Origin of the sequence: Gorillibacterium terrae, assembly GCF_051594785.1 — a bacterium.
Classification (GTDB): domain Bacteria; phylum Bacillota; class Bacilli; order Paenibacillales; family NBRC-103111; genus Gorillibacterium.
Map to the genome: position 1 here is coordinate 2,110,327 of NZ_JBPPGI010000001.1, position 25,319 is coordinate 2,135,645.

General features: G+C 59.7%; 26 protein-coding genes. 2 read left to right on the forward strand and 24 right to left on the reverse strand.

Translation table 11 applies throughout. The annotated features are described in order from the left end of the window. Window positions 1–21: 21 nt before the first annotated feature. The 3 genes from ACSEXS_RS09380 to ACSEXS_RS09390 all read right to left on the reverse strand — a co-directional run bounded on the left by ACSEXS_RS09380 (window position 22) and on the right by ACSEXS_RS09390 (window position 1,429). Window positions 22–543, reverse strand: a complete 522-nt coding sequence (locus ACSEXS_RS09380) for a hypothetical protein (protein ID WP_438432894.1) — start codon at window positions 541–543, stop codon at window positions 22–24. After that, a complete protein-coding gene (locus ACSEXS_RS09385) occupies window positions 533–724 on the reverse strand; it encodes a DUF896 domain-containing protein (protein ID WP_438432895.1) in 192 nt (63 codons plus the stop codon). The genes ACSEXS_RS09380 and ACSEXS_RS09385 overlap by 11 nt, the downstream gene beginning before the upstream one ends. 444 nt (window positions 725–1,168) lie before the next feature. Beyond that, window positions 1,169–1,429, reverse strand: coding sequence for a LysM peptidoglycan-binding domain-containing protein (locus ACSEXS_RS09390; RefSeq protein WP_438432896.1), 261 nt, complete (start codon window positions 1,427–1,429; stop codon window positions 1,169–1,171). Between the two features lie 346 nt (window positions 1,430–1,775). On the opposite strand from ACSEXS_RS09390, the gene lexA reads away from it, so the two are divergent. Beyond that, entirely contained in the window at window positions 1,776–2,399 is a 624-nt protein-coding gene (gene lexA, locus ACSEXS_RS09395; RefSeq protein WP_438432897.1) for a transcriptional repressor LexA, read from the forward strand. A 220-nt stretch (window positions 2,400–2,619) separates the two neighbouring features. On the opposite strand, the gene ACSEXS_RS09400 is transcribed toward lexA, so the two are convergent. Together ACSEXS_RS09400 and ACSEXS_RS09405 are read right to left on the reverse strand one after the other, a co-directional pair. After that, window positions 2,620–3,114 (reverse strand): YhjD family protein, encoded by a 495-nt coding sequence (locus tag ACSEXS_RS09400; RefSeq protein ID WP_438432898.1) that lies wholly within the window; start codon window positions 3,112–3,114, stop codon window positions 2,620–2,622. Further along, window positions 3,111–4,361 carry a DNA polymerase IV gene (locus ACSEXS_RS09405; protein WP_438432899.1) on the reverse strand — a complete coding sequence of 417 codons (1,251 nt, stop codon included), beginning with the start codon at window positions 4,359–4,361 and terminating at the stop codon, window positions 3,111–3,113. Before ACSEXS_RS09405 ends, ACSEXS_RS09400 begins: the two co-directional genes overlap by 4 nt. A gap of 137 nt (window positions 4,362–4,498) precedes the next feature. On the opposite strand from ACSEXS_RS09405, the gene ACSEXS_RS09410 reads away from it, so the two are divergent. After that, window positions 4,499–5,164: an SOS response-associated peptidase gene (locus tag ACSEXS_RS09410; protein ID WP_438432900.1), complete on the forward strand. Its 666-nt coding sequence runs from the start codon at window positions 4,499–4,501 to the stop codon at window positions 5,162–5,164. A gap of 246 nt (window positions 5,165–5,410) precedes the next feature. Here ACSEXS_RS09410 and ACSEXS_RS09415 read toward each other — a convergent pair whose 3' ends face one another. From ACSEXS_RS09415 to ACSEXS_RS09505, 19 genes are all read right to left on the reverse strand, one after another. Then, window positions 5,411–5,599: a hypothetical protein gene (locus tag ACSEXS_RS09415; RefSeq protein ID WP_438432901.1), complete on the reverse strand. Its 189-nt coding sequence runs from the start codon at window positions 5,597–5,599 to the stop codon at window positions 5,411–5,413. Window positions 5,600–5,617: 18 nt separating this feature from the next. After that, window positions 5,618–5,836 carry a transcriptional regulator gene (locus tag ACSEXS_RS09420; protein WP_438432902.1) on the reverse strand — a complete coding sequence of 73 codons (219 nt, stop codon included), beginning with the start codon at window positions 5,834–5,836 and terminating at the stop codon, window positions 5,618–5,620. 216 nt (window positions 5,837–6,052) lie between these two features. After that, on the reverse strand, window positions 6,053–7,390 hold the full coding sequence (gene glnA, locus ACSEXS_RS09425; protein ID WP_438432903.1) for a type I glutamate--ammonia ligase: 1,338 nt from the start codon (window positions 7,388–7,390) through the stop codon (window positions 6,053–6,055). 173 nt (window positions 7,391–7,563) lie between these two features. Further along, a complete protein-coding gene (locus tag ACSEXS_RS09430) occupies window positions 7,564–7,950 on the reverse strand; it encodes a MerR family transcriptional regulator (RefSeq protein WP_058304694.1) in 387 nt (128 codons plus the stop codon). Between the two features lie 105 nt (window positions 7,951–8,055). Next, window positions 8,056–9,306 (reverse strand): methionine gamma-lyase family protein, encoded by a 1,251-nt coding sequence (locus ACSEXS_RS09435; RefSeq protein ID WP_438432904.1) that lies wholly within the window; start codon window positions 9,304–9,306, stop codon window positions 8,056–8,058. A 167-nt stretch (window positions 9,307–9,473) separates the two neighbouring features. Continuing rightward, window positions 9,474–10,796 carry a GTPase HflX gene (hflX, locus tag ACSEXS_RS09440; protein WP_438432905.1) on the reverse strand — a complete coding sequence of 441 codons (1,323 nt, stop codon included), beginning with the start codon at window positions 10,794–10,796 and terminating at the stop codon, window positions 9,474–9,476. An 851-nt stretch (window positions 10,797–11,647) separates the two neighbouring features. Next, complete coding sequence (locus tag ACSEXS_RS09445; RefSeq protein WP_438432906.1) at window positions 11,648–11,854, reverse strand: cold-shock protein; 207 nt, start codon at window positions 11,852–11,854, stop codon at window positions 11,648–11,650. 92 nt (window positions 11,855–11,946) lie between these two features. Beyond that, window positions 11,947–12,147, reverse strand: coding sequence for a cold-shock protein (locus ACSEXS_RS09450; RefSeq protein ID WP_438432907.1), 201 nt, complete (start codon window positions 12,145–12,147; stop codon window positions 11,947–11,949). Window positions 12,148–12,349: 202 nt separating this feature from the next. After that, window positions 12,350–13,339, reverse strand: coding sequence for an AAA family ATPase (locus ACSEXS_RS09455; RefSeq protein ID WP_438432908.1), 990 nt, complete (start codon window positions 13,337–13,339; stop codon window positions 12,350–12,352). A gap of 60 nt (window positions 13,340–13,399) precedes the next feature. Then, on the reverse strand, window positions 13,400–14,599 hold the full coding sequence (locus ACSEXS_RS09460; protein WP_438432909.1) for a DUF445 domain-containing protein: 1,200 nt from the start codon (window positions 14,597–14,599) through the stop codon (window positions 13,400–13,402). A gap of 111 nt (window positions 14,600–14,710) precedes the next feature. After that, the gene (gene kimA, locus ACSEXS_RS09465) at window positions 14,711–16,528 is read right to left on the reverse strand and encodes a potassium transporter KimA (RefSeq protein WP_438432910.1); all 1,818 of its coding nucleotides are present in this window, start codon (window positions 16,526–16,528) and stop codon (window positions 14,711–14,713) included. Window positions 16,529–16,837: 309 nt separating this feature from the next. Then, window positions 16,838–17,488: a peptidylprolyl isomerase gene (locus ACSEXS_RS09470; RefSeq protein ID WP_438433119.1), complete on the reverse strand. Its 651-nt coding sequence runs from the start codon at window positions 17,486–17,488 to the stop codon at window positions 16,838–16,840. 23 nt (window positions 17,489–17,511) lie between these two features. Continuing rightward, the gene (locus ACSEXS_RS09475; protein WP_438432911.1) at window positions 17,512–20,070 is read right to left on the reverse strand and encodes a transglycosylase domain-containing protein; all 2,559 of its coding nucleotides are present in this window, start codon (window positions 20,068–20,070) and stop codon (window positions 17,512–17,514) included. Window positions 20,071–20,267: 197 nt separating this feature from the next. Beyond that, window positions 20,268–20,504, reverse strand: a complete 237-nt coding sequence (gene hfq, locus ACSEXS_RS09480) for an RNA chaperone Hfq (protein ID WP_347767152.1) — start codon at window positions 20,502–20,504, stop codon at window positions 20,268–20,270. Between the two features lie 82 nt (window positions 20,505–20,586). After that, the gene (gene miaA, locus ACSEXS_RS09485) at window positions 20,587–21,528 is read right to left on the reverse strand and encodes a tRNA (adenosine(37)-N6)-dimethylallyltransferase MiaA (protein WP_438433120.1); all 942 of its coding nucleotides are present in this window, start codon (window positions 21,526–21,528) and stop codon (window positions 20,587–20,589) included. A 17-nt stretch (window positions 21,529–21,545) separates the two neighbouring features. After that, the gene (locus tag ACSEXS_RS09490) at window positions 21,546–22,316 is read right to left on the reverse strand and encodes a class I SAM-dependent methyltransferase (protein ID WP_438432912.1); all 771 of its coding nucleotides are present in this window, start codon (window positions 22,314–22,316) and stop codon (window positions 21,546–21,548) included. A 19-nt stretch (window positions 22,317–22,335) separates the two neighbouring features. Further along, a complete protein-coding gene (locus ACSEXS_RS09495; RefSeq protein ID WP_438432913.1) occupies window positions 22,336–23,040 on the reverse strand; it encodes a hypothetical protein in 705 nt (234 codons plus the stop codon). After that, window positions 23,037–23,945: an ATP-binding cassette domain-containing protein gene (locus tag ACSEXS_RS09500; protein ID WP_438432914.1), complete on the reverse strand. Its 909-nt coding sequence runs from the start codon at window positions 23,943–23,945 to the stop codon at window positions 23,037–23,039. Before ACSEXS_RS09500 ends, ACSEXS_RS09495 begins: the two co-directional genes overlap by 4 nt. A 41-nt stretch (window positions 23,946–23,986) precedes the next feature. Then, complete coding sequence (locus ACSEXS_RS09505; protein ID WP_438432915.1) at window positions 23,987–25,159, reverse strand: ROK family transcriptional regulator; 1,173 nt, start codon at window positions 25,157–25,159, stop codon at window positions 23,987–23,989. Window positions 25,160–25,319: the final 160 nt, after the last annotated feature.

Genomic DNA, 25,319 nt, shown 5'->3' on the forward strand with positions numbered 1-25,319 from the left:
AGATATCGGCATGTCCAATGCTTATTTCGAACCTTCTCCCGTTACGGGAATATGGTTTAATTCCGCAAACTGCCGGAGCCGCACGGATACGGCTTCAATGGGGAACCAGTGCGTGATGCGGGTATAGACCCAGCGCTTCTTCTTGGCTTTCAGGCGAATGACCACCGCGCCCTTCACCAATTGGATCTCTTCGATCTCCCCCGCGGAAGCCGTCTGAAAGCTGGCGAACCGCCGGGACGTGATCGAGCTCTTGCCGATGGTCAGGGTAGGCCGGTTCATGAACAGGAGCAGAACCGCCAGCAGGATATAGACGATAAAGGTGATCAGGTTCCCCCTCGTCAAGGTGTTCTGCTGAAGGAACATGACGATGTTCAGGATCGTGATCAGCACGAGAAAGAACGGCAGCATCCAGTTGATTCCCTTGAAGACGTCCTTCGTCTCGGCTTTCGCCTTGGCCTGCATCGGCGAAAGGCCTTCCTTCTTGCGTTTGGCGTTGATGGTTTTCTGGTTTTTCTCAACCATGCGTTCCCATTTACGGGACATCGTTTTCTTCATCCTCTACGTATTTGATGGAGTCCAATTGATATTTCATGGACCTCTTAAACGCGTCGATGTAGATTCGGCGGAGGGTGTTGCGCTCCTCCAGCTCCTCGTCGGTCAGCCCAACCGTTTTGGCCTTGCGGGCCAGCTCATTGATGCGGGCCACCGTATCGTCCATGCTCATGCAAACACCTCCCTTGATGCGAGTTTCTCTATTACTTTGCCATTGCCATAAAGCCTTGTCAAGCGGTCATTCTGGCGGTGTCGCGGCCCCCGGGATGGCGGCCAAGAGGGCTTGGTTTCCTTTGATCGGCCTTCACGGGTTTACCGTTCGTTTTGGCCTTCTTGGTTTCTTGCTTTCTTCCTGTTGGGTTTTCCTCACCTTATTTCCTGTCCTCGTCTTCTTACTTGTCCCAAAACGTTAAAAAAGCAGCGTCGGCTCCATGCGAAGTTAACTCCGCCCGGTCCATCGCTGCTTGCTTCTCAAGTGAACTTTATGCGTAAAAGAAAATCGCTTCCTCACGTCGCCCGCACCCGGCAGTCGCCAGTCGCCGCTTGGCCAAGAGCCTGCAAGCCTGCGGATAAACGCTTGGTCTTTGGGCTGAACCGCCGAGCGCCCCTGCACCGGTTACTTGCTGTCAGGCAGCCGCAGAATCTGTCCAACCTGCAGCTCGTTGGAGGTCAGGTGATTGATTTTCTTCAATTCCTTCATATAGGAACGGATCGACCGCCCGTCGGCGTAGCGGCTGGAAATGCTCCACAGGCTGTCTCCGGGAGCTGCGTCAATGACGACTCCTGTGCCTTCGGCTGCCGCCGGCTTAGAGGCGGGGATGACGCTGGCGGAAGAAGGGCTGTTATCCGAAGCTCCTGCGGTAGCATAGGCCGTCATCAGGAAGCCACCGAACAGGAAGAACGTAATCAGAAGCCCAAGGACCACCGTTCTCGACGAAAAGGACAGTCTCCGGCCTTCATGATCGGCTTTCCGCGAGCCTGGTGGGGAATAGCGCAATGCGGCTTTGACGCTCCCGCTGCGCCCGTCTCTCCCGATTCGATGATCCATACCGGCAGGTTCACAGATATAGTAAGCACTCATCTTCACGACCCCCAAACGTTTGTTCTGTTCTCACTATAAGGCGAACACATGTTCATGTCAAGTGAAAAACGAACTTATGTTTGTACGAACTTTCATTCTATGGTATACTTTGCTTATAAATTCCCTGATGGAGTGATCATACGTGACGAAATTATCGGGCCGCCAACAGGCCATTCTCGAATTTATCGCTAGCGAAGTCAAGGCCAAGGGATATCCGCCCTCCGTCCGCGAGATCGGAGAAGCGGTGGGCCTCGCTTCCAGTTCGACCGTTCACGGCCACCTTGACCGTTTGGAAAAGAAGGGAATGATCCGCCGCGACCCGACGAAGCCCCGTGCTATCGAGCTGCTCGGCACGAATGACGACTCCGTCTCGCAATTTTCCTTCTCGGTCGCCCGCGTTCCCCTGATCGGCAAGGTGACGGCAGGCGTTCCCATCACCGCAACCGAGAACATCGAGGACTACTTCCCTCTTCCGGAGCATTATGTCGGCGACCATACCGTCTTTATGCTGACCGTGCAGGGAGACAGCATGATCGATGCCGGCATCCATGACGGCGATTACGTCATCGTCCGCCAGCAGCACACTGCCAACAACGGCGATATCGTCGTCGCCATGACCGAGGAAGACGAAGCGACGGTCAAGACCTTCTACAAGGAGAAGGATTACTTCCGCCTGCAGCCGCAGAATCCGACGATGCAGCCGATCCTGCTGAAGACGGTCTCCATCCTGGGCAAGGTCGTCGGGGTATTCCGCGACATTCATTAAGGTCCGCCTCGTTCTCCCGCTTTATTCGAAGCTAACGAAAGCCTCTTCGCACGCGAATGTGCCGAGAGGCTTTTTTTGACGGGTACGGGTTCCGACGGAACTACACCGGGCAATTCGATCGCCAGCTCGGTTCAATCCGGCCAGGTTCCCTGTGACCGCCCAAACCCAAAAAAAACGCCAGCCCAAGCCAGACAGCCCGGCAACCGACCGTTCCTCCGCCCTACTGGGCGACAGGGGACGTTTGTCCGAGCTCCCGGAGCGCCTTGTTCAGATCCCCGATGTATCGCCCCAGCTTCACGCTCAGCTCGGAACGCATCACCTCGCGGACGATGCCGAACCGGTCCGTATAGCCGCGGCAGACATAGCTGTAGTAATACACCATCTCGCCGTCGTATTCCTCGCCGGTGACTTTGATCTGCCGCCGGGCCAATTCTTTGCGCAGCGAGCGCATTTCCTGCGCCGCCCGGTCCAGCAGCGCATCCGTCGCCCCCAGATACGCCGACTTGAGCAGGTGCGGCAGGCGCTCGATCTCGCCGCGGCTGCGTTCCAGCATGGTGATAAGATGCGGCAGGAGAATCGAATCGCGCAGCATTTCCAGCTCCTCCGCATCCGGCAATCCGGTGCGCGGATGCTCGTTGCGGCGCTCGTAGCGCTCCTGATGCTCGGTTAACAGCATCTTCGAATTCCACCTTTCGTTCCCGTCCAGCTTGCTCATCGGTAATGGCCTCCTATCTGTTCCGCCCGCTCCAGCGCGACGCCCGCTTTCAGCAGCGAGGATGCCCGCAGAATCGCGGCGCTTCCGTAACGGTCCTGAATCCGGTCGATCGCCCGCTCCCGCCGGTAGGTTCGTTCGCGGTCCTCAAACAGCGTGAGCTGCATCGCTTCGTCCGACACCAGCGAATCGAGCGATACGAACACGCGGCTCACCTCTCCCCCGCTCCAATGCTTGGCGAACAGCGGCAGTACTGCTCCCGCCATCTCATGGGCAAGCGAGGTCGGCTCGGGCAGCGTCATCTGCCGGCTGAACCCCCAGGACCGGCTGCCGTCGGTTTCAACCGCTCCTACGGAGACGACCCGCCCCATGTAGCCCCGCCGCCGGGCGCGGCGGCAGACCTCCGCCGTAAGCTCCAGCAGCACCACCTCGATGTCGGCCAGCTTGCCGTAGAGGCTGCTGCGCAGGGCTTTTCCGTGGCTGATCGACTTCAGCTCCTTGCGGATGCTGGGGACGACCGGGCTCGGATCGATGCCTCGGGCAATCTGCCAGTAATAATCCGCCTGGACATCGCTCTGCTTGCCCATTTCCCGCCGCATGCGCCGGCGGAACTCCATCTGGTCGAGCCGGGCGATATCGCCGATCCGGGTAAGCCCCATGCGGTAAAAGTGCCGGGCCATCCGATTGCTGACCATGAACATCTGGTGCACCGGCAGCTCCCAGAGCACTTCGATGTTCTCCGGCCCCAGCGTAAAGACGCCGTCCTCCCGCTTTTTGGCGAAGTTGTCGGTGGCCGTCTTGGCCAGAATCTTGTTGGGTCCCACGCCTACCCGGCACCGGACTCCCGTGGACAGCAGCACCCGCTTCTGCAGTCTTCTCACCAATTCCTCCGGCGGCAGCGCCGAGCCGGTTATGTCGAGAAACTGTTCGTCGATGCTGTACGGCTCGACTTTGTCGGTAAACGATTCGTAGATCTGGGTGATCAGCAGCGACACGTTGATGTACGTCTGCATCCGCGGTCGGATGACCGTGAGCTCCGGGCATTTGGCCAGCGCCTCGCCTACCCGGCAGGCGGTCGTTACGCCGCGGGCCTTGGCAAGCGGGCAAGCAGCCAAAACGATGCCCGAGCGCCGCGACGGATCGCCGACCGCGACCGGCGCGTTCTTCAGCTCCGGGCGGCCCGCCTTTTCCACGGACGCGTAAAAGCTCTGGCAATCCGCCAGCAGAATGACACGTTCGGTTTCGGACATCAAGTCCGCCTCCACATGAGAACAAATGTTTGTATCCTTATTATATGCACGAATGTATGTTCTGATACAAGGGTTAATTTCTGGAACTTGCACGCCGGGGGAAGAAGGCTATACTGAAGAAAAAGGAGGAGTGCCGCATGTGCGGACGCTATACCATCACCGTAACCATGGAGGAGCTGGAAAGCATGCTGCAGGTCGGCCCCTGGGAGAACTACCGTCCCCGCTACAACGTCGCCCCCGGCCAGATGATACCGGCGGTCGTAGCCCAGGACGGGGCAAACCGGCTGGGCGAACTGCGCTGGGGCCTCATTCCTTCCTGGGCCGCCAGTCCCCAGGAGGGGCTCAAGCTGATCAACGCCCGCTCCGAGACCGTCGCGGACAAGCCGTCCTTCCGGCGCCTGTTCGAACGCAAGCGGTGCGCCGTGCCGGCCGACGGCTTCTACGAATGGGACAAGCGCGGAGGCACACGCCAGCCCTACCGCTTCGTACGGAAGGACCGGTCGCTGTTCGCCATGGCCGCGCTCTATGATACCTGGGTCGGCCCGGACGGAGCCAAACTGTCCAGCGTGACGATCCTGACTACCGAGGCGAATGCGCTCATGGCGCCGATCCACGACCGGATGCCGGTGATTCTCCGCCCCGAGGACCTCTCCGTTTGGCTGGACCGGACCCGCTTCGATTCCAAAGCACTCCAAGCGATGCTTCGTCCGTTCGACGCCGAAGCGATGCAGGCCTATCCCGTTTCCTCGGCCGTCGGCAACGTGAAGAACGACACGCCGGAGCTGCTCCGGGAAATCGGCTAGACGGCGGCCGACTGTGGCGATGGATGGTCCCGGGGCTGCCTGGTTAAGCTGGCCAGCTTTACGATACCCGTGTCGAACGAAAAAGAACCCCTCGACCGAGTGGCCGAGGGGTTCCTTCATGTAGTGGTCGCGTTCCCATTGGTGAACAGTAGGATTAAACGGTCCACTGGCATTTTCTCCCATTTTTCCATGTGGAGGAAATCTGTATAGAAAAAGAGCAGCGAGCCTCCCTTGCTGCACTTTTCTTTAACCCTGCTTTCGCTTGATGAGCCTCAATTCGTAGTCCGTTTCCCCGATCTTTCCCGCTAAGTATTTCTGGGAATCTCGGATCTCGTCCAGCGCCTCCCGAACTTCCTTACGGAAGCCTTCATTCGCCGCCGACTCCGCCTCGACCCGGGCGAGGATCGCTTTCAGCATTTCCTGCGTTTCGTCCATTCCCTCATCTCCTTTTTATCAAGCATTTTTTGTACTAGCGCAAGTATCGTTCTCCCGCTCGATCTTCTCCTCGAGCGCCTGAATAAGGTAATCGTTCAGGCTTACCTTGGCTTTCCGGGCCGCCGCCTCATACACGGCTTTTCGGCCCTTCGGTACATAAGGATAGAGTCGGTCGTAATTGGCGGCATTGTATTTATTTTTAGCCTTCGTAGCGGCCGTGCCTTTCGGTTCCTCCATATTTCGACTTCCTTCTTTTGAACTTATACTACCACATAAATTATACTCACGCTAGTATATAACTAAAGTCTCCTCGTCGGCCAGCAAAAGCGGGATCAGCAGGTTTTACCCCCATAAAAAATGCACCCCTAAGAATGATCACTGGATATCCCAAGAGGTTTTTCCAATGTTATCCTTAGGGGTGCACCTTCAAAGAGCCGTGCGGGTTCTATCCTTTTAATACAGCGTCATGTAGTGGTCGCGTTCCCATTGGTGAACCTGGGTGCGGTACATGTCCCACTCGATCTCCTTCAGCTCGAAGAAGTAGGACAGTGCGTGATCGCCCAGCGCTTCGCAGATGACATCGTCGCGCAGGAGCTCGTTCAGCGCTTCCTTCAGGTCGTTCGGCAGGCTCGGAATGCCTTGTTCGATCCGCTCGTCCTCCGTCATCACGTAGATGTTGCGGTCGACGGGAGCCGGAAGCTGCGTCTTGTGGCGGATGCCGTCCAGGCCCGCCTTCAGCATGACGGCGAGAGCCAGGTACGGATTGGCCGCGGGGTCGGGGTTGCGCACCTCGATGCGGGTGCTGAGGCCGCGGGACGCCGGAATGCGGATCATCGGGCTGCGGTTGCTGGCCGACCAGGCCACGTAACACGGAGCCTCATAACCCGGTACCAGCCGCTTGTAGGAGTTGACCGTCGGGTTGGTGACGGCCGCGAACGAACGGGCATGCTTCAGGATGCCGGCCATGTAATAGCGCGCGTCCTGGCTGAGTCCCAGCTTGTCGCTTTCGTCGTAGAAGGCGTTCTCCTTGCCGCGGAACAGCGATTGGTGACAGTGCATGCCGGAGCCGTTTACGCCGAACAGCGGCTTCGGCATGAAGGACGCATGCAGGCCGTGCTGACGGGCAATCGTCTTGACGACCAGCTTGAAGGTCTGAATCGAATCGGCCGCTTGCAGAGCGTCCGCATATTTGAAGTCGATCTCATGCTGACCGGGAGCTACCTCGTGATGGGAGGCTTCGATCTCGAAGCCCATCTCTTCGAGGGTGAGGACGATCTCGCGGCGGCAGTTCTCGCCGAGGTCCGTCGGCGCCAGATCGAAATATCCGCCCTGGTCGTTCAGCTCGGTGGTCGGGTTGCCCTTGTCGTCGGTCTTAAAGAGGAAGAATTCCGGTTCCGGCCCTACGTTCATCGTCGTATAGCCCATCTCTTCGGCTTCCTTCAGCGCCCGGCGCAGAATACCGCGCGGGTCGCCGGGGAACGGCGTTCCGTCCGGGAGATAAATGTCGCAGATCAGCCGGGCGATCCGGTCTTCCGTGACCCAGGGGAAGATAACCCAGGTGCTCAGGTCCGGATACAGATACATATCGGATTCTTCGATCCGCACATACCCTTCGATGGAAGAGCCGTCGAACATCATCTTGTTGTCGAGCGCCTTTTCCAGTTGGCTTACCGGAATTTCCACATTCTTGATCGTTCCGAGCAGATCCGTAAACTGCAGGCGGATAAACCGGACGTTCTCTTCCTTCGCAATGCGAAGAATATCTTCTTTGCTGTACCCTTTGGTCGTCACGAAACCGATTCCTCCCTGTCGCATGTCCTGATTCGTCTACTATTATAATGCATGAGGTGAAGGCGATACCATCCAAATACGCCGAAAAACGAGGGCGAATGCCCCCTAACGCCGAAAGCCGGCCCCGCTGGGGAACCGAACGATGGCGCCTCACAAGTCCGAACGAAGTCGCCTCAATGGAAGAAGCGGGACAGCTCCCCTTGAATAAGCGATACCTGATTGGGACGCTTGTTGCCCGTGAACAGCTGCTGCTTGAGCATCTTGTGCAGTTGGGAGTCGGACAGCTCCTTGCGCTTCTGCTCCGTTTCCACCGTGATCACGGTCGCTTCCTCGGAATTCTGGGTGATCGGAGACAGGACCTGCTTGATCCCCGCGATGTTGACGCCCTTCTCGATGAGATTCTTGATCTCGAGAAGCCGTTCCACATCGATAAAGGAATACAGCCGTTGGTTCCCGCCCGTACGCGCCGGCTTCACCAGCTCGTGCTGCTCATAATAGCGGATCTGTCTGGCGGTGAGGTCGGTCAGCTTCATCACGATCCCGATCGGAAACAGCGCCATGTTCCTGCGGATTTCATCATTGTTCAAGTCCAATCACTCCTGTGACTGATATTCTCTCCCATCTTACTCCGAAAGAGAAAAAGTGTCAACCTGTGTGAGGTTTAATCACAACAAGTTTCGCTCCTTCAAATTCGACAGCGCGTGCAAGACGCCGAGCTTGGCATGGGCATAGGTAAGTCCGCCTTGCATATAAGCGATGAAGGGCTCCCGCACGGGAGCGTCGGCGGACAGCTCGAGGCTGCCGCCTTGAATAAACGTTCCCGCCGCCATGATAACGGGATCTTCGTACCCCGGCATATCCCATGGCTCGGGCACGACGTGAGCATCGACCGCCGAGGCTTTTTGGATGCCCTGCACGAAGGCGATCAGGTGGTCCGGTCCGGTGAACCGGATCGCCTGGATCAGATCCGTCCGCGTGTCTTGCCAGCGAGGCTGGGTATCGAACCCGAGGTCCTCGAATAAAGCGGCCGCGAAGACGCTCCCCTTGAGCGCCTGGCCGACCAAATGGGGAGCGAGGAACAGCCCCTGGAACAGGCTGCGCATCGTGCCGAGCATCGCCCCCACTTCGCCGCCGATTCCCGGTGCGGTGAGGCGATAGGCCGTCTTCTCCACCAGATCGGCCCGGCCCGCCACGTACCCCCCCGTCGGAGCGATTCCGCCGCCGGGATTCTTGATCAGCGAGCCCGCGATGAGGTCCGCTCCCGCTTCGGTCGGCTCCGTCAGCTCGGTAAACTCGCCATAGCAGTTATCTACGAAGACAATCGCGTCGGGTTTCTTGTTTTTGACGAAACGGACCATCTCGCCGATCTCTTCCACGGTAAAGGAAGCCCTCCAGGCATACCCCCGCGAGCGCTGGATACCGACGACGCGGGTGTCCGGGGTCAGGGCGTCGGCAATGGCGTTCCAATCCGGTTTGCCTTGCGCATTCAGGTTCACCGCATCGAAGCTCACGCCGAAATCGGCCAGCGACCCGGAGCCGTCCCGCCCCGTGCCAATCACGTTGTGCAGCGTATCGTATGGGCTTCCCGTTATGTAAAGCAGCTTGTCGCCCGGCCGAAGGATGCCGAACAAGGCGGTTCCGATGGTATGGGTTCCGGAGACGAAATGCGGCCGGACAAGCGCCGCCTCGGCGCCGAACACTTGGGCGTAAACCAGGTCCAGCACTTCCCGGCCCCGATCATTGTAGCCGTAGCCGGTTGAACCGGCAAAATGAAAATCGCTCACCTTGTGGCGCTGAAACGCCTCGATGACCTTCCACTGATTGGCCTCCGCGAGCCGGTCAAGTTCCTTCAGGCGGCTCTCCGCCTTGGCTTCCGCCTGTTCCGCCAAGCGGCGGATCTCCTCTGAAATGGACATGGCTGATTCTCCCTTGCATGACATAAAAAGCGCAAAAGTTGAGTCTACCACGATTGCCTTCCACGGTCAATTCATTCGGGTAAAATGAAGTTGAGCCTGCTTGGACAAAAAAATCGAGGCTGTCCCATCCGTCAAGAAAAAACGACGGAGGAACAGCCTCGCGGTGATCAAGCTTCGGCATCGGGAACGGGCTTGCCGGACCGGTCCGCGCGATAAGGCGCCAGCGCGCGTCCGTGCTTTTCCGCTTCCGCCGCGTCCAGCCGCACGCTCAGCAGCATCTCGTCCTCCTCCACGGCGCTGTCCAGCACCGTACCGATCCGGTAAGCGAGCGCAATCAGCTCGCCTTTATCGGCCGGGATGCGGTAGTGCGCCACCCCGCCGGACAGCTTGCGCTCCAGAAGCGCCTTAAGGCCGTCCAGATCGGCTTCGTTGAAGGCGGAGATGCGCAGGTATTCGCCGGGAGCGGCGAGCAGATTCCGCTGCTCTTGCGGCAACTGATCGACTTTATTGAACAGCGTCACGGTCTCCTTGTCTTGGGCCCCGAGCTCGCGGAGCACCCCGTCGACCACCCGCATCTGCTCGTCCCGCATCTCCGAGGAGCTATCCACCACGTGCAGGATGAGGTCCGCTTCGTTCGCCTCCTCCAGCGTGGCCCGGAAGGCGGCGACCAGATCGTGCGGCAGGTTCTGGATAAACCCGACGGTATCGGTCAGGACGATTTCCTTGCCGTTCGGAAGCTCCAGGCTCCGCGTGGTCGGGTCCAGGGTCGCGAACAGCTTGTTCTCCACATAGACGTCGGCCTGGGTGAGCTGGCGAAGCAGCGTCGACTTGCCGGCGTTGGTGTAGCCGACCAGCGCCACCTGGTAGACGCCGGTCTTCTTGCGGCGCTCGCGGTGCAGGCTGCGCAGGCGCACGACCTCCTGCAGCTGCCGCTTAAGCGTCGAGATGCGCTCGCGGATGTGCCGCCGGTCGGTTTCCAGCTTGGTCTCGCCGCCCCCGAAGCGGGTGCCGACCCCGCCGCCTTGGCGGGACAAATTTTTGCCTTGTCCGGTCAGCCGGGGCAGCAGGTAGCTCAGATGCGCCAGCTCCACCTGAAGAATCCCTTCGCGGGTCTTGGCCCGCTGGGCGAAAATATCCAGGATCAGCTGGGTGCGGTCGATGATCTTGGCATCCAGCAGCGCTTCCAGGTTGCGCACCTGCGCGCCGGACAGCTCCTGGTCGAACACCACGATATTCGCTCCGGTCTGGATGACCATCTGCTTCACTTCTTCCGCCTTGCCTTTGCCGATAAACCACTTGGAATCGGCGGTTTCGCGGTTCTGGGTGATGACCCCAAGCACCTCGAGCCCCGCCGTCTCAGCGAGGTTGATCAGTTCGTTCAGCGAATGCTTGGCCATCTCGGGCGTCCATTTGCGGTCGTCGGTGACGAGGCTGACGAGAATGGCTTTTTCGTCGAGGGCCTGAGCCACTTCATGGGATGTCGGTTTCATATAGCCTCCTTGCAGTCAGACCGCCGGGAAAGGATCACCCGGGCGTCTGCCGCCTGTCGCGTAGAATGGGATAAAAGAAAAAGGCAAGTCCTCGGGTCTGTCCTATCAGCATTTGCCGGGGCTGGAGCGGCTATACCCTGCACCTCGGCGGGTTTTCCCGGAACGAACGCGTTCCTTTCTTGTATTGTTCCACGGCGGAGGCGCGAATTCAAGGGTGATTTTTCCTTTAGCCGTTTCCTCGGACCGAACGAAACAAAAGAGGAAAAGGAGGCCGCATGGTCGGAACCCCCTTCCCTCAGCTTGCATATAGGTCTTTGTCATTCGGCAACCGATACGGAACCATTCTTGTTCGCCTGCTCACGCGCATATGCCGTCTTCCGCATCACACGGGTCGCAACCGTTACGCCTGATCCGCTCATCCTTTCCCGAAAGCGGGCACCGGAACCCGTTTTCGCCGTTTTTACCCGAACTGTACGTCCCTGAACCGCTCCAAACTCCGCATCCCCGGAACCGGTCCGTTCCTTTGGACATCGGTCCGCACTTGCAGCCTTGCTCCGATCCTGGCATCCCTAAGCAAAAGCGATCCTTCCTCCGGGCCGCCGAATTTCCGCCGCATCCCGCCGCCGTTTCCCGAGCCATCGGCGCGCGGCATCCGCCTGCGAAAGCGGCCTCTCGCACCTCATCCTCGCCTCCTGACCTCACTATATGAACGGTCCGGAATGTCCCATTCCAGCGCCTGATCGGCAGCGCAAAAAAACCGCCAAGCGCTCTTTGGTGCGCTTGGCGGCTGGTTCCGCTGGAATCCCTGCCCGGCTTCCTCCGGAGAACCAACGATCCGATCCGGAGGTTGCTCAGGGAAAAGCCACAGTTTTCGTCGAATTCATCAAGACGGGAAGCATCCGGGTCTCCTGCTGCATCCCCGATCCGCACAACGGACAGACGGGTTCATCCGCGAACACGAAGTTCGTTCTCATCCAGCCCTTGCAGTTGCCGCTGACGCAGGACCATACCGCCGTGTCCTCTTCGGGCAGCGCTTCGGGAATCTTTTTGGAGAACATATTCATCCCTCCCTATCCTCAAGGATGACCGCTAATGAATTCATTCTGCCGACGGTGCCGGCGGACTCTCAAGTCACGGATAACGCTGTTCCTTACAGCCGAACCACACTCTCGGCCTGCGGCCCCCGCTGGCCTTGAGTCACATTCAGCTGCACGCGCTCGCCCTCGTTCAGAGATTTGAAGCCTTCTCCCTGGATCGCGCTGTAATGGACGAAGACGTCCTGGCCTTCCTCCAATTCAATGAAGCCGTACCCTTTTTCCGCGTTGAACCATTTCACCTTACCGGTCGTCATCCATCCAAACCTCCAACATGAATTGGCTGGGTTGCCCCAACTCTATACAGTATGCGGGGACGAGGCCAAATATATGCAAAGGCCGGCGGGCCGCCAAAAAAATACCCGCGCGGGTCCCCTGCGGCATGGACCGCAAAGAACCGAACGCGGGTATATGGCGCCGTTTGGATGCCTGGCTGGCCCAATACGGCCTCTATTCCCGTCATAAGGAGAACAAGAGCTTCTCCTGCGGAGCGGGCGTCTGGGGCAGATCCTCCGGCCTCAGAGCCATCAGCTCCTGCTTGGACGGAGTGCCGGTGCCCTGGCGAAGCAGGCGGACCGCTTGATTGCGCAGGGCCTTCTCCAGCAGGTTGCGGATAAACCGGCCGTTGCTGAAGGCCGCGAGGCAGGTATCCTTCTCCCGCTGAATCTGCTGCCGCAGCTTCCATTCCGCCTGCGGGGTCAGCACGTACTCGCGCTCCTTCAGCATCAGGCCGGCGATTTGGATGAGCTGGTCCACGGAATAGTCGGGAAAGTCGATGATCACCGGGAAGCGCGACGGCAGCCCCGGGTTCGTGCCGAGAAATTCCTCCATCTCGTCCGGGTAGCCGGCCAGAATGAGGATGAATTGGTTCTTGTGATCCTCCATCGCTTTCACCAAGGCGTCGATGGCCTCCTTGCCGAAGTCCTTCTCGCCGCCGCGGGCCAGGCTGTACGCTTCATCGATGAACAGGACGCCGCCCATCGCCCGCTTGATCAGCTCGCGCGTCTTCAGGGCGGTATGGCCGATGTATTCGCCGACCAGGTCGGCCCGCTCGGCTTCGATGAGATGGCCCTTGGTGAGCACGCCCATCTCCTGGAACAGGCGGGCGACCATCCGGGCGACCGTGGTCTTGCCCGTCCCCGGGTTGCCCTTGAACACCATATGGTAAACCTGCGGCTGAATCGCCAGGCCCGCTTCCGATCGGTAGCGCCTTACCGCCAGCATGGCGTAAATCTCATACAGAAGGTCCTTCACTTCCGTGAGGCCGATCATCCGGTCGAACTCCTGCATCATCTCGGCAAACGGCTCCGGTTTGCGCTCCGCTGCGGCCGCCGGCTGGGCGTCCGGGACCGCTTCCGCCTTGGGTCCGCGCAGGACCACGCTGATCTGGCGGGCCGGTCTCTCTTTTTGAACGGACTCCTGGGGCATTCTGTTCTCGCCCACGCTCATGCTCTTCACCTCTCCCTTCCGGTGTTAGCAGTATACGCGGGAGCCCAGATTTTAGTTCGATTATAAACGGAACAGCGTGAGGACGAGACCGACCAGAAACCCGCAAACGGCTCCGTTCAGCCGAATCCACTGCAGGTCGGTGCCGATCTTCTCCTCCAGCATGCTGACAAGCGCCTGGTCGTCCAGCCGGTTGATGTTGTCGCGGACCAGGCTGCCGATCCGGTAATGATTGCGTTCGACAGTGTTCACGAGAGCCTCCTGAAGCTGGCGTTCCCACTGGCCGGTCGTCTCCGGCATGTCCGCGAGCTTATTCAAGATAAAGCGCAGAACGCGCACCACCCTGGGGCCTCCCCGCTCCGCCTCCTCGTCCAGCTTCGCCAGCACGGATTCGCGGATCTCTTCCAGCCGCTCTCTCAGCCAAGCTTCGGTATGGGCCGACGCCAGCTTGTCCAGCCCCCAGGAGCGCAAGCCTTCCGCGAGGCGCGGATCGTCCGCGGCGGCGAAGGCATGCCGCCGGATTTCCTCCAGCACCTTCGCCCGCATGGGCGCCTGCGGCCAGCGCAGATCCCTCAGCGTCGAAGCGAGCATGCCCTTCAGCATGCTGCCGAGCCGCTCTTCGCTGAGGAAGCCCGCCGCCGCCTGAAAGGCGATGCCCATCAGCCCGCCCACCTGCAGCTCCCTCAGCTTGCCGTGGGCCATCTGCCCGAGGAGCGCCTCGGTTTCCGGCCGCTCCACCCATTCCTCGCCGGCGGCCAGCACCGCGTCGAGGGCCCGCTCGTCCCAGCCGTCGCGGATGCCGGCCTCGGCCAGGCGGCGAAGCGGCGTCTGAAGCTCGGCCCGCTCCAGGGCGCTGCCGAGCCCGGCCTGCAGGACGGCGGCGGCCTTGTCCAGGGGCAGCGCGCGGACGGCGGCCGCGGCTCCCCGGACTACCGCGGTCCGCGTGCTGCGCTTGCCGGCCAGCTTGACGGTTCCGGACGCGGCCAGGGGCAGCAGCCGGACCTCCGTCAGCTTGCGCTGGATGCTCTCCTTGTTGAGCAGCTCCGTCTCCAAGGCGCCGACCAGCGAATCGACGATGCGGTTGCGGTTCTTGAGCAGGAGCGAGGTGTGCGGGATCGGAATGCCGAGCGGGTGGCGGAACAGCGCCGTCACGGCGAACCAGTCCGCCAGCCCGCCGACCAGTCCGGCCTCGAAGCCGCCGGACAAGATGCGGTAAAAGGGGCCTTCCGGGAAGAACAAACTCCCGGCAAAGCCCCCTGCCATCACCAGCAGCGACACCGCTGCCAGTTGACGTGTATTCGATTCGTTCTTTGGTTTTTTCGCGCGAGTTAATCGAATCGGAAAAACCCCCTTCCCAAATTCACGAAGCCTGACTTAGCGGTTAAAATGGTACGGGACTGTTGCGATAACGACATCCTTCTGGGCGAACAGGTAAGCCCGGATCAAAAAGCTGGTCTGGTTGTGCAGCAGATTCTGCCACCAGTGCTTGGTGATAAACTGCGGAATGAGAATCGTGATGTGGTCCTTCTCCGACGTCTTCCACTCCACCGTGTTGATGAACCGCGTGAGCGGTCGCAAGATGCTCCGGTATCGGGAACGCAGCGTAATCAGCCGCACGCCGGGATTCCACTGTTCCCACTTTTCTTCCATCTTCGCGATTTCCTCTTCGTCAAACCCGACATAGACCGCGACGACATTGTCGGTGAGCGACTTGGCATAGCTGATGGTGTGCAGGACCACCCGGGTGATGCCGGCAACCGGTACGATGATCGTGCTACCCTTGATGACCGGCTTTTCCTCGCAGATGTCGATTCTCAGCAGGTCGGCTGTGTTCTTGTAATGCAGGCTGATCCGGTTAAACAGGTAGATGACCACCGGCAGGAAGATGAAGATTCCCCAAACGGAATGGAACTTGGTGATGATGAAGATCATCGTGATCGTCAGCGTGGTCAGCATGCCGACAGTGTTGATGGCAAACTTGACCAGCCATCCCTTCGGCCGTTTCTTGTACCAGCGGACCATCATTCCGAGCTGGCTGATGGTAAACGGGATGAAAACGCCGACGGCGTAGAGCGGAATCAGGCTGGTGGTGTCGCCGCCCGAACCGATGATCAGGAACGCCGACATGGCGCCAAGGAAGATAATCCCGTTGGAAAAGCCGAGCCGGTCGCCGCGCACCTGGAAGGCGTGGGGCAGGAATTTATCCTTCGACAGCATGAAGGCGAGCAGCGGGAACGCCGCATAACCCGTATTCGCCGCCAGGAAGAGAATGATAGCGGTGATGCCTTGAATCCAGAAGAACAGCACGCCGCGGCCGAAGGTGGCTTCGGTAATCTGCGAGACGACGGTCATCTTCTCGTTCGGCAGCACGCCGTTCCAATAGGCGAGCAGGCTGATGCCGATAAACATAAAGCCGAGAATGGCGCCCATCATCATGAGCGTCTTGGCCGCATTCCGCTCCGCCGGCTGGCGGAAGTTGGGAATGGCGTTGGAAACGGCCTCTACCCCGGTCAAGGCGGTACAGCCGGAGCTGAAGGCTTTGAGCAGCAGGAATAGACTTATGCCGGAGACGGAAGTACCCATCGCAGGGACAGTTCCGTGTGCTCCGTACATCGCGTATTTCACCACTCCGGTGATGATTAACACCACGATGGAGGCGATGAACAGATAGACCGGAATCATCAGGAAGCTGGCCGATTCGGTGATACCGCGTAGATTGATGAGCGTCAGGAAGATGATCATCACCAGCGCGATCAATACGCGATGCTCATGCAGCGACGGGAAGGCGGATGTGATCGCGTCGGTACCCGCCGACGAGCTGACCGCTACCGTCAGAATATAATCGACCAGAAGCGAGCCGCCGGCCATCAAGCTGGTGGTTTTACCCAGATTGTCCTTGGCGACGATGTAGGCTCCGCCGCCGGACGGATAAGCGTAGATCGTCTGCCGGTACGACAGGATCAGCACGAGCAAGAGACCCAGAACGGCGAGCGAGATCGGAATGGAATACCAGATCGCAATGGCTCCGGCCGCCATCAGGGCGATGAGGATCTGCTCGGTGCCGTACGCCACCGAGGACAGGGCGTCAGAGGACAGAACAGCCAGCGCTTTAAGCTTGGTCAGTTTTTCACCTTCGAGCTCGGTCGACTTCATGGGACGACCGATCAAAAAGCGCTTCAGTTGGTTAGCCATTGCAGCAAAACTCCTTTATGGATCAGGCGGTTAGGGCTGAGCGTCAGCCCGATTTCTAATCATAAAGTAACGCAATTTATCCGTAAAGAATCGCTCTTCCACATTTTCATGAGCCGTTGCTTCTGTAACCGCAACCATTTGCCGCTTCCGGGGCAAAACCTTAATTTCTTTCCGCCAATCCCCCTTCTATCTAGGTTTTGCTTCCATTCTCTCGTTCATTCCTCCGACTCGCGCTCGCGGTTCCAATAAAAAACAGCCCGCCAAAATGGCGGGCTGCCGAAAACGGCTCCAACCGGCTTGGAGGCTGCGTCAGGAACCGGTTTTGATGGTGATGCTCTTGATCGTTACTGTCTCCGTGGGCCTGCTTGGCTCGCCGCTGGCGCCGGTGGTCACGGGGGTGGCGGCAATCGCCTTCACCGCGTCCATGCCATCGCTGACCTTGCCGAAGATGGAATACTTGGCGTATTCCGGCTGGTTCAGCCCCTTGCTGTCATCGCCGGTGCAGATGAAGAATTGGCTGCCGCCGGTGTGCGGGTCGCCGGTATTGGCCATGGCGAGGATTCCCGGCTCATACGAATGGCCATTGTTCAGTTCGTCCTCGATCGTATACCCGGGACCTCCGGCTCCCGTTCCTGTCGGGTCCCCGGTCTGGATCATATACGTCTCCAGGATCCGATGAAAGGTCACTCCGTCGTAAAAGTGTTGGTTGGCCAGGAACACGAAGTTGTTCACCGTGATCGGAGCGTCCTTGGCAAACAAATCGACGGTGAAGCTGCCTTTGCTGGTCTCGAATACCGCTTGATAAGTCTTTGCCTTGTCGATGGTCATCTTCGGTTCCTCGGTCCAACTGGCCGGGGATGCGCTCGCTGCCGAATCCGAGGCTGACGGGGTGGACGATTGAGACTTGCCGCAGCCTGCCGCGACGGTCAGCAGCACCAAGGCGAGAACCGGGAGGATCATTCTGGATTTTGCAAATGCGACATTCACGGATTTCTTCCTCCATTTCCATTTCCATTGCCACGGCCGTTGCCGTTGTGCAACCCATTTCCGTTGCCGCCAAGGACGGCGCCGACTCCGTCCGCACCGCCCTCTTCATTGCCGGACGCCGGCGTGGAAGTCGGCGTTGGATTGCCTTCGTCGGGCGAAGGCGTGACCGTCGGGCTCTCCGTCTCCCCAGGGGGAGGCGTCGGTTCGGCGCCCGTATCTCCCGGAGACGGCGTCGCCGAGTCCGATGGCGTCTCGCCTTCGTCCGGGGTCGCGGACGGAGTCTCCGATGGGCTTACGGAAGGAGACGGCGTAAGGCCCGCATCCGCCGGGATGGCGATCACAGCCGTGTTCGAAGGCGTTCCCTCTTCCCCGCCTTCGGGATCATAGGTCGTCACATAGTATTGGTAATTGCCACCGGCCACAACCGTCATGTCTTCGAACTCGCTCACGCCGGAGAGCTCCTGCAGCACGGTCGCGGCATCCTCGGACGCTTCCTTGCGGTACAGCCGGAAGGTCAGCTTGGACGCGTCGGACGGAGCCGTCCAAGTCAACTTGACATGGGCCGTTTCCGGATCAAAGACCGCGGTGAGGTTGGTAACCCCGGCGGGCGGAGTCGCAGCGTCCTGAATGCCTGCCGGACGCTCAAAATCTTTCACCGGGTGCCCGGCCAAGGCTTTTTCCATGACCGTCTTAAAGATCACGCCGGCGCTGCCGCTCGACATGGTGATGTAATGGCTCTTGTCGGTGGTGTCGAAGCCCATCCAGACGGCGCCGGTCCATTCCGGCGTATAGCCGACGAACCACAGGTCGGTATTATACTTCTCCAAGCCCTTGACCGTGAGCTGACTGGAGCCGGTCTTGCCGGCCAATGGGCGGTTCATTGCCGCTTTCGCCCCGGTGCCGCCCGATTGGACGACCGTCTCGAGAATCTGCGTCATGTTCCACGCCGTTTCCGCGCTCATGACCTGCTTGGCCTTGGTCTTGAAGGAAGCGACGGTATCTCCGTCTGCCCCCTGAATCTCGGTGATCGCGTGCGCTTCGTGCAGGGTTCCGCCCGTCGGGAAGGACGTATAGGCCTGCGCCATCTGCAAAGGCGAAACGCCGTGCGCCATGCCGCCCAGAGCAAGCGCCAGGTTGTTGTCGCTCGGATCGAACGAAAGCCCCAGCTTCTCGGCGAAGGCTTTGCCGGTCTTGACCCCGATGTCCTGCAGAACGGACACGGCCGGTACGTTCTTGGACTTTTTGACGGCGTACTGCAGGGTTACCTTGCCTTCGTACTTCCCGTCGGCGTTGCGCGGGCTGTACCCGTTAAAGTCGGTCCGGGTGTCGTTCAATTGGCTGTACGGCGTATATTTGCCGCTCTCCAGCGCCGGCGCGTAGACCAGAACCGGCTTGATCGACGAACCGGGAGAACGGGTCATGTTGACGGCCCGGTTGAAGGTCATCTTCGACTGGTAATCCCGACCGCCGGTCATGGCGACGATGCCGCCTGTGGCGTTGTCGAGAATGACCATGCTGCTCTGCATCATCTCGCCGTTCATGTCTTCCTGGAACAGGCTGTCGTCCTTGTAGGCGGTATCCATCGCCTTCTGGGCGCTCTGGACCAGCGTCGTCTTGATTTGGTACCCGCCGCGGGCCAGCTTGTCTTCGTCGATTCCGTACTTGTCCTCCGCTTCCTGAACGACGTAGTCCTTGAAGCTGTCGAATGCGGCGGTGCTGCCCGTCTGGGCGCTCTTCGCCGGCTTGACGTATTTGACCTTGGCCGCCTGCTCCATCTGATCCTTGGTGATGTAGCCTTGGTTGTACATCAGGGTGAGCACGACCTCGCGCCGCTCCATCGACTTGTCCGGATGCTTGATCGGATTATAGTAGGAAGGCGCCTTCGGCATCGCGGCCAGCGTCGCCATCTGCCAGAGCTCCAGCTTTTTCAGGTCGGTGACGCCAAAATAAGTTTTCGCCGCCGTCTTTACGCCCCATGAGCTGTTCCCGAAGAAAATCTGATTGAGGTACTTCTCCATGATTTCCTTCTTCGTAAACTGCTGCTCCAGCGCCATGGCCATGGACATTTCCGTCGCTTTGCGGAAGAACGTCTTGTCCGCGTTCAGGAACATGTTCTTGGCGAGCTGCTGGGTGATGGTGCTGCCGCCCTCGACCGCTCTGCGCTGCACGACGTCCTTGACGATCGCCCGGGCGATCGACTGGGGGTCGACGCCGGAGTGATCCCAGAAGCGTTTGTCCTCCGTCGCCACGAACGCGTCGACGAGAAGATCGGGAAATTCCTCGTATTTGGCGATGATCCGATTGTTCTCGCCGTTGTAGAGCTTGGCGACTTCATTGCCCTCCACATCGTAGATCGTGGAGGCTTGGGCCATGACGAATTTATTCTCGTTTTCCTTCAGCTGCTTTTGGCCGCTGTACAAGATGAACACGTAGCCTGCGAGGCCGACGACGATCGCCAGCGCAGCGGTAATGATCAGCGCCGTAAAGACCTTCTTCTTGCTCAGCCGCTTTTTCTTCTTGACCGGCTGTCTCTTCTGCGGTGTTCGATTCGACATGCGAATCCCCCCTATCCTCTATTTCTCTGCGGTCAACCGTACACTATACGAGACGAACGGCGGATATGTTTCGTTTTACACCAAATCGAATCGGCTCAAAACAAAGAACAACCCAGCGCGTGAGGGCTCGGGTTGCTCTGTCTGCCGTACATGAAAAGCCCCAGCGGGGCGAAAAGCTTGTCTTAGGTTCCGGCCGGTCAGTCCGCGTTCGAATCGGACAGGAAGGAGACCGAGCGAAGCGGGGTAAACGTCGAGATGGCATGCTTGTACACCATCTGCTGACGGCCTTCGCTGTCGATAATGATCGTGAAGTTGTCAAAGGCTTTGACCAAACCCCGGATTTGAAACCCGTTGGTGAGGTAGACCGTAACCGGAATATTCTCTTTGCGCAGCGAGTTCAAAAAATTGTCTTGGATGTTGATCGACTTGTTCATGCAAGGGTCCCCTTTCCTGATATAAGGCTAAATCGACCCGGCGCTCGACTGTCCGGTTTCGTTTCTATTCGAATGATTCGCTTTACCTATTGATCTTTCCTGCTATTATAGCATCAATTTCAAGCATTTGCTTGGAAAAGTTTTTTCCGCTTCCCGCCTCCACCCAGTGGATTTCGCGCATATGGCGGAACCAGGAGAGCTGCCGCTTGGCAAAGCGGCGGGTATTTCGCTTGAGGAGCGCAACCGCTTCCTCCAGGCCGAGCTCCCCGGCGAGACAGGCGGACAACTCCTTGTAGCCCAATCCCTGCATGGCCGGAAGCTCTCGGCCGTAGCCTTCGTCGAGCAGGCGCTTCACCTCGTCCAGGAAGCCTTCGGCCATCATCTGGTCGACCCGCTCCTCGATCCGCCGGTAAAGCTCTTCCCGCTCCATGGCGAGCCCGAGCAAGCACAGGCGATAGGGAGACTCCCTCCGCTGGCGGGCGAGATGCTCGGACTGCGGAATGCCGGTCAGATGCGCCACTTCGAGCGCCCGGATCACCCGCCGGTGATCGTTCGGGTGCAGCCGGTCGGCGCTCGCGGGATCGATCTCCCGGAGCCGGGCGTGCAGCGCCAGCTCTCCGTGCGCTTCCAGGAACGCCTGCTGCTCGCGGCGGAACGCCTCGTCGGCTCCGCCCTCGCTGAACTCGAAGCCGTAGACCAGGGATTCGATGTAGAGGCCCGTCCCTCCCACCACGAAAGGCAGCTTGCCCCGGCTCGCGATCTCCGCGATCGTTTCCCGGGCCCGCCTTTGGAAATCCGCCGTGTTGAACGTCTGGTCCGGGCGGACGATGTCGATAAAATGATGGGGAATGCCCTCCATCTCCTCCGGCCGGATCTTCGCCGTGCCGATGTCCATGCCCTTGTACACCTGCATGGAATCGCCGGACAGGATCTCGCCGTTCCATGCCTTGGCGATGGAAAGGCTCAGCTTGGTCTTGCCGACGGCGGTCGGCCCGACCAGGACGAGCAGCGGCGGCTTGTCCATCCATTCGTGCGGCCCGCTCACAGCTCGATCACCCCGTAAGCGACCTTGGTGCGCGAGCGGTGCTTATGGAACCCGAGCCGCTCGTACTCGGGGCTGTCGTGATGCTCCTTTAGCAGCACCCGCCGCACGGCGACCCGCTTCGCCTCTTCGACGGCTTCCGGCGTCAGGGCGGCGGGATTGGCGATCTCGCGGAAGGGCGAGATGGCGCTCGATTCCGTGACCGGAATGCGGAACATCGGATCGAAGTAGACGATGTCGTAGCTCTTATCGGGCAGCTTCCGCAAGTAGTCCAGATGGTCGGCGTGCACCACCTCGATCCGCCTCATCGCCTCATTAACGGCATTAAACTTCGCTTCGTAATGCGCCAGCCCTTCCTCCAGCAGCAGCACGGTGATCGCCTCGCTCTCCAGCGCCGTCACCTTGCCGCTGTCGCCCACCGCATGGGCGAACACGATCGAATCGCTGGCGAGTCCGGCGGTACAGTCGAGCACGCGGTCGCCGGGGCGCACACCGGACAGATTGACCAACGGATCGCCCTCACCCTTCGTCATGCGCTTGACACGAATGTAAGCCGTGCTCGGATGGAAATAAATCGGGTCGCCCGCTACCGGGCAATACATCAATTTCTCTTCGGTGAGCAACAGGATGCCCACGTTCCCATAACGCTTGCGCAGGTCGGGCAGGGAATCCCGCCGCCGGTCCACATAGCGCCCGCCCGATTTCGCAGCGAGGCGCTGTGCTTCCGCGCGGGTGGCGGGTGTTGCGTAATAGGATGTCGTAACGAGCATGAAGGTACCTCTTCTTCTGTCAGGAATGGGGACGCCTTCCGAGCCGCCAGAAGCCGGCGGCGGCCAGGATCAGCGCGTAGAGAGCCGGCGCCGCCAGCAATCCGAGATAATGCGGCGTCGAGTAAGTCGGCTGGTTAAAAAGGGCGTCGTTCACCCGAAACACCGGCGGAATCAGCCATGCCACGGGGCGCAGCACCTGCGGCAGCCACTGCTCGATGCCTTTTCCGCCGAGCGAGGCCGCCAGGACAAAGATGAGAGACAACAAGATATCCAGATAGTTCCGGCCGGTAAACGACAACAGCCAGACCAAGAGAATCATCACCAGGGACAGGCTCAGGTGAGCATAGAGTCCGCTCGCCAGCTCCAAGCCGCTCGGCCGGTGGACGAAGGCGCCCCGCAGCACGGGTAGGAGCAACGCCAGAACGCTCATAGCGGCTGTGAGCAGGAACGCCGCAAGCAGCCGTGCCGCTTCATACCGGATGCGGCTCCCGGCGTGGAGAACGGTCAGCTGTCCTTGAACAGGAGATTCCGTGCGTAACAGATTCAGCGTCAGCCAGCCGGTCACGGCGAAGAGCAGGGTCGCAGAGGTCGAATAGCTCTCGAGCACCGGATTCGGAACGACCATGTACATCCAGGCGACGAAAGCGGCATAACTGAACATCGGAGCGAAATACCGGTGCGATCGGAAAAAGTCGCGCAGGAGGTAAACGCTTGTGCTGATCATGACGACAACCCGCCTCCCCTCTGCGCCGGGGCAGCCGGTTCGTCCGATCTCACCGACCGAATGGCGGCGCCGCGCCGAAGCAACTCCATCAAGAGCCGGTCGGATAGCGCCCGGTTCGTCGCCAAGCGGAATCCCGCCTGTTCGCCCGTAGCTGTGTCCAACCACTCCTGAGCCGGCCGCTCAGCCAAGGGACATTGCTCGAGGATGCTGTCCAGCGTCTCGGCATCCAATCCCTCCGCTTCAATGACGACCGCCCTTTCCCCCCGCTTATCCGGGGGAAGGGATTCGGTCTGTACCAACCGGCCTTCTTTTAAATGATAGCAGCGGTCGGCGAGCTCTGCCACGGATCGATCCTCGTGGGTGGAGAAAAGCATCGTCATCCCTTCCGCATGCAGCCGTTTGAGCATCGCGAGCAGCTCGGTCCGGGACGCTTGATCCAGCCCCGACATCGGCTCGTCCATCAGCAGCAGCAGGGGTTCGTCGAGCAGGGCTTGCAGCACGGCGGTTTTCTGCAGCATGCCTTTGGAATAATGCAAGACGGGCCGGTCCGCATCGGCCGTGAGACCGGCGAATTCGGCCAGCTCGGATATCCGACGGCGCAGACGCCCCGCCTCCATTTTGCGTATGCGGCCCATGGCCGTCAGGTATTCGTTCAAGGAAAAGCGCAGCGGAGGAAACCGGTCGGGCACGTAGCCCATCTGACGGGTCGGTATTCCCGGTTTCACCGTCCCGGCCGAGGGGATATCCATACCTGCAGCCAGCCGCAGCAGCGTGCTTTTGCCCGAACCGTTCCGGCCCTTGATTGCCGCGCTCTCTCCCTGCGCCAGTGTCAGATCAATTCCGCTTAGAACCATTTTTGAGCCAAATCGTTTTTCCACGTGCAAAAGCTGCAAAACATCTCCCATCGTCTCATCCCCGCTATTCCCGCAGCGCTCCGGCGCCGAAATCAATCCATGGATACCTTCGGAGATGCAAAAAAGCTGGCAATGGCGATCGAGGCCGCTCCCCGAACGGTCGCCCGATCCCCCAGTTGGGAGAACCGGATCGCCAAATTCGTCCTCGGGTAAGGCAGCGATCGCTGCTCGACCCATTCCACCATCGGCTCCATGAGCCAGGGCTCAGCCGACGCCAGTTTGCCGCCCAGGACGATCAGCTCCGGATTGAGACTGTTCATGATGTTAATAATTCCCGCCCCCAGGAGGCGCGCCTGCCGCTTGAGCAGCTCAAGCACTGCCGTCTCGCCCCGAACCGCCCGTTCCAGCAGGCGGTCCAGCGTTAAAGCCGGATCGTCCAGGACGCTTCTCGCCTGCTCCATGAAGGCGCTCTCCGATGCGTACAGCTCCCAACAGCCCGCATTGCCGCACCGGCAGGGCTTGCCGTCGTAGAGAATGGAGATATGGCCCATCTCTCCGGAAAAGCCCGACGAGCCGCGATACAGCTCGCCCTTCAGCAGGATTCCCGTCCCGATCCCGGCGCCGATACTCACATAGACGAGATTGGATACCCCTTGGGCCAGACCGTAGCGGCTTTCCCCCAAGGCTCCTACGTTCGCTTCATTTTCAATGACGACGGGCATTTGAAATTCGTTCTCCAGAATCGCCTGAAGCGGAACGTTCTCCCAGCCGAGATTCGGCGCAAACAGCACGTTGCCCGCTTCGTCGCTGAAGCCGGGAATGCCGATTCCCACGCCGACGACTCCGTAAGGACTCGGAGGGACCTCCTCCGACAGCCCGCGGATGCAGGAGATGAGAAGCCGGGTCGCCGAAGCGGTGTCCCGGTTATCGTGGCTTACCCGCCGCTCCTGCACGATGGTTCCGTTCAGGTCGGTCAGCACGGCGGTCAACCCGTCCGTGCCGAGGTCGATGCCGATCGCATATCCCGCGTCGGCCTGAAATAGCAGAGTGACGGGCTTGCGCCCGCCTCTCGATTCGCCCGCTCCGCTCTCGAAGGCCAGATTCGCCTCGATCAGCTCGGTGACCAGCGTCGACACCGTCGCTTTGGTGAGTCCCGTCTTCTCGGCAATCCGCGCGCGGGAGGTTGGCGATTCGAAGCGAATCAGGTCGAGCACGAGCGCTTTGTTCAGTTTTTTCATCAGGCTTAAATCGCCGGTTTGCTTCATGACTTCCCCCAACCGTTCAATATTTCTCGATTTTATCATGTTTCCTAAGCGAATTCATCTTTCTTTCCACAAAGTTAGTTTATTCAATTTACAAAGTCCTTGGCAAGTGGTATGATGACCTTGTAAGCGTTTCTCCGTCAGAGGCGAAGCGCCAATCCAG

What these genes read in the sequence shown, in the direction of transcription:
- ACSEXS_RS09380 (WP_438432894.1), bottom strand. Translation starts at nt 543, where the DNA reads ATGTCCCGTAAATGGGAACGCATGGTTGAGAAAAACCAGAAAACCATC.
- ACSEXS_RS09385 (WP_438432895.1), bottom strand. Translation starts at nt 724, where the DNA reads ATGAGCATGGACGATACGGTGGCCCGCATCAATGAGCTGGCCCGCAAG.
- ACSEXS_RS09390 (WP_438432896.1), bottom strand. Translation starts at nt 1,429, where the DNA reads ATGACGGCCTATGCTACCGCAGGAGCTTCGGATAACAGCCCTTCTTCC.
- ACSEXS_RS09400 (WP_438432898.1), bottom strand. Translation starts at nt 3,114, where the DNA reads ATGAGCAAGCTGGACGGGAACGAAAGGTGGAATTCGAAGATGCTGTTA.
- ACSEXS_RS09405 (WP_438432899.1), bottom strand. Translation starts at nt 4,361, where the DNA reads ATGTCCGAAACCGAACGTGTCATTCTGCTGGCGGATTGCCAGAGCTTT.
- ACSEXS_RS09410 (WP_438432900.1), top strand. Translation starts at nt 4,499, where the DNA reads ATGTGCGGACGCTATACCATCACCGTAACCATGGAGGAGCTGGAAAGC.
- ACSEXS_RS09415 (WP_438432901.1), bottom strand. Translation starts at nt 5,599, where the DNA reads ATGGACGAAACGCAGGAAATGCTGAAAGCGATCCTCGCCCGGGTCGAG.
- ACSEXS_RS09420 (WP_438432902.1), bottom strand. Translation starts at nt 5,836, where the DNA reads ATGGAGGAACCGAAAGGCACGGCCGCTACGAAGGCTAAAAATAAATAC.
- ACSEXS_RS09430 (WP_058304694.1), bottom strand. Translation starts at nt 7,950, where the DNA reads ATGGCGCTGTTTCCGATCGGGATCGTGATGAAGCTGACCGACCTCACC.
- ACSEXS_RS09435 (WP_438432904.1), bottom strand. Translation starts at nt 9,306, where the DNA reads ATGTCCATTTCAGAGGAGATCCGCCGCTTGGCGGAACAGGCGGAAGCC.
- hflX (WP_438432905.1), bottom strand. Translation starts at nt 10,796, where the DNA reads ATGAAACCGACATCCCATGAAGTGGCTCAGGCCCTCGACGAAAAAGCC.
- ACSEXS_RS09445 (WP_438432906.1), bottom strand. Translation starts at nt 11,854, where the DNA reads ATGTTCTCCAAAAAGATTCCCGAAGCGCTGCCCGAAGAGGACACGGCG.
- ACSEXS_RS09450 (WP_438432907.1), bottom strand. Translation starts at nt 12,147, where the DNA reads ATGACGACCGGTAAGGTGAAATGGTTCAACGCGGAAAAAGGGTACGGC.
- ACSEXS_RS09455 (WP_438432908.1), bottom strand. Translation starts at nt 13,339, where the DNA reads ATGAGCGTGGGCGAGAACAGAATGCCCCAGGAGTCCGTTCAAAAAGAG.
- ACSEXS_RS09460 (WP_438432909.1), bottom strand. Translation starts at nt 14,599, where the DNA reads ATGGCAGGGGGCTTTGCCGGGAGTTTGTTCTTCCCGGAAGGCCCCTTT.
- kimA (WP_438432910.1), bottom strand. Translation starts at nt 16,528, where the DNA reads ATGGCTAACCAACTGAAGCGCTTTTTGATCGGTCGTCCCATGAAGTCG.
- ACSEXS_RS09470 (WP_438433119.1), bottom strand. Translation starts at nt 17,488, where the DNA reads ATGATCCTCCCGGTTCTCGCCTTGGTGCTGCTGACCGTCGCGGCAGGC.
- ACSEXS_RS09475 (WP_438432911.1), bottom strand. Translation starts at nt 20,070, where the DNA reads ATGTCGAATCGAACACCGCAGAAGAGACAGCCGGTCAAGAAGAAAAAG.
- hfq (WP_347767152.1), bottom strand. Translation starts at nt 20,504, where the DNA reads ATGAACAAGTCGATCAACATCCAAGACAATTTTTTGAACTCGCTGCGC.
- miaA (WP_438433120.1), bottom strand. Translation starts at nt 21,528, where the DNA reads ATGGACAAGCCGCCGCTGCTCGTCCTGGTCGGGCCGACCGCCGTCGGC.
- ACSEXS_RS09490 (WP_438432912.1), bottom strand. Translation starts at nt 22,316, where the DNA reads ATGCTCGTTACGACATCCTATTACGCAACACCCGCCACCCGCGCGGAA.
- ACSEXS_RS09495 (WP_438432913.1), bottom strand. Translation starts at nt 23,040, where the DNA reads ATGATCAGCACAAGCGTTTACCTCCTGCGCGACTTTTTCCGATCGCAC.
- ACSEXS_RS09500 (WP_438432914.1), bottom strand. Translation starts at nt 23,945, where the DNA reads ATGGGAGATGTTTTGCAGCTTTTGCACGTGGAAAAACGATTTGGCTCA.
- ACSEXS_RS09505 (WP_438432915.1), bottom strand. Translation starts at nt 25,159, where the DNA reads ATGAAGCAAACCGGCGATTTAAGCCTGATGAAAAAACTGAACAAAGCG.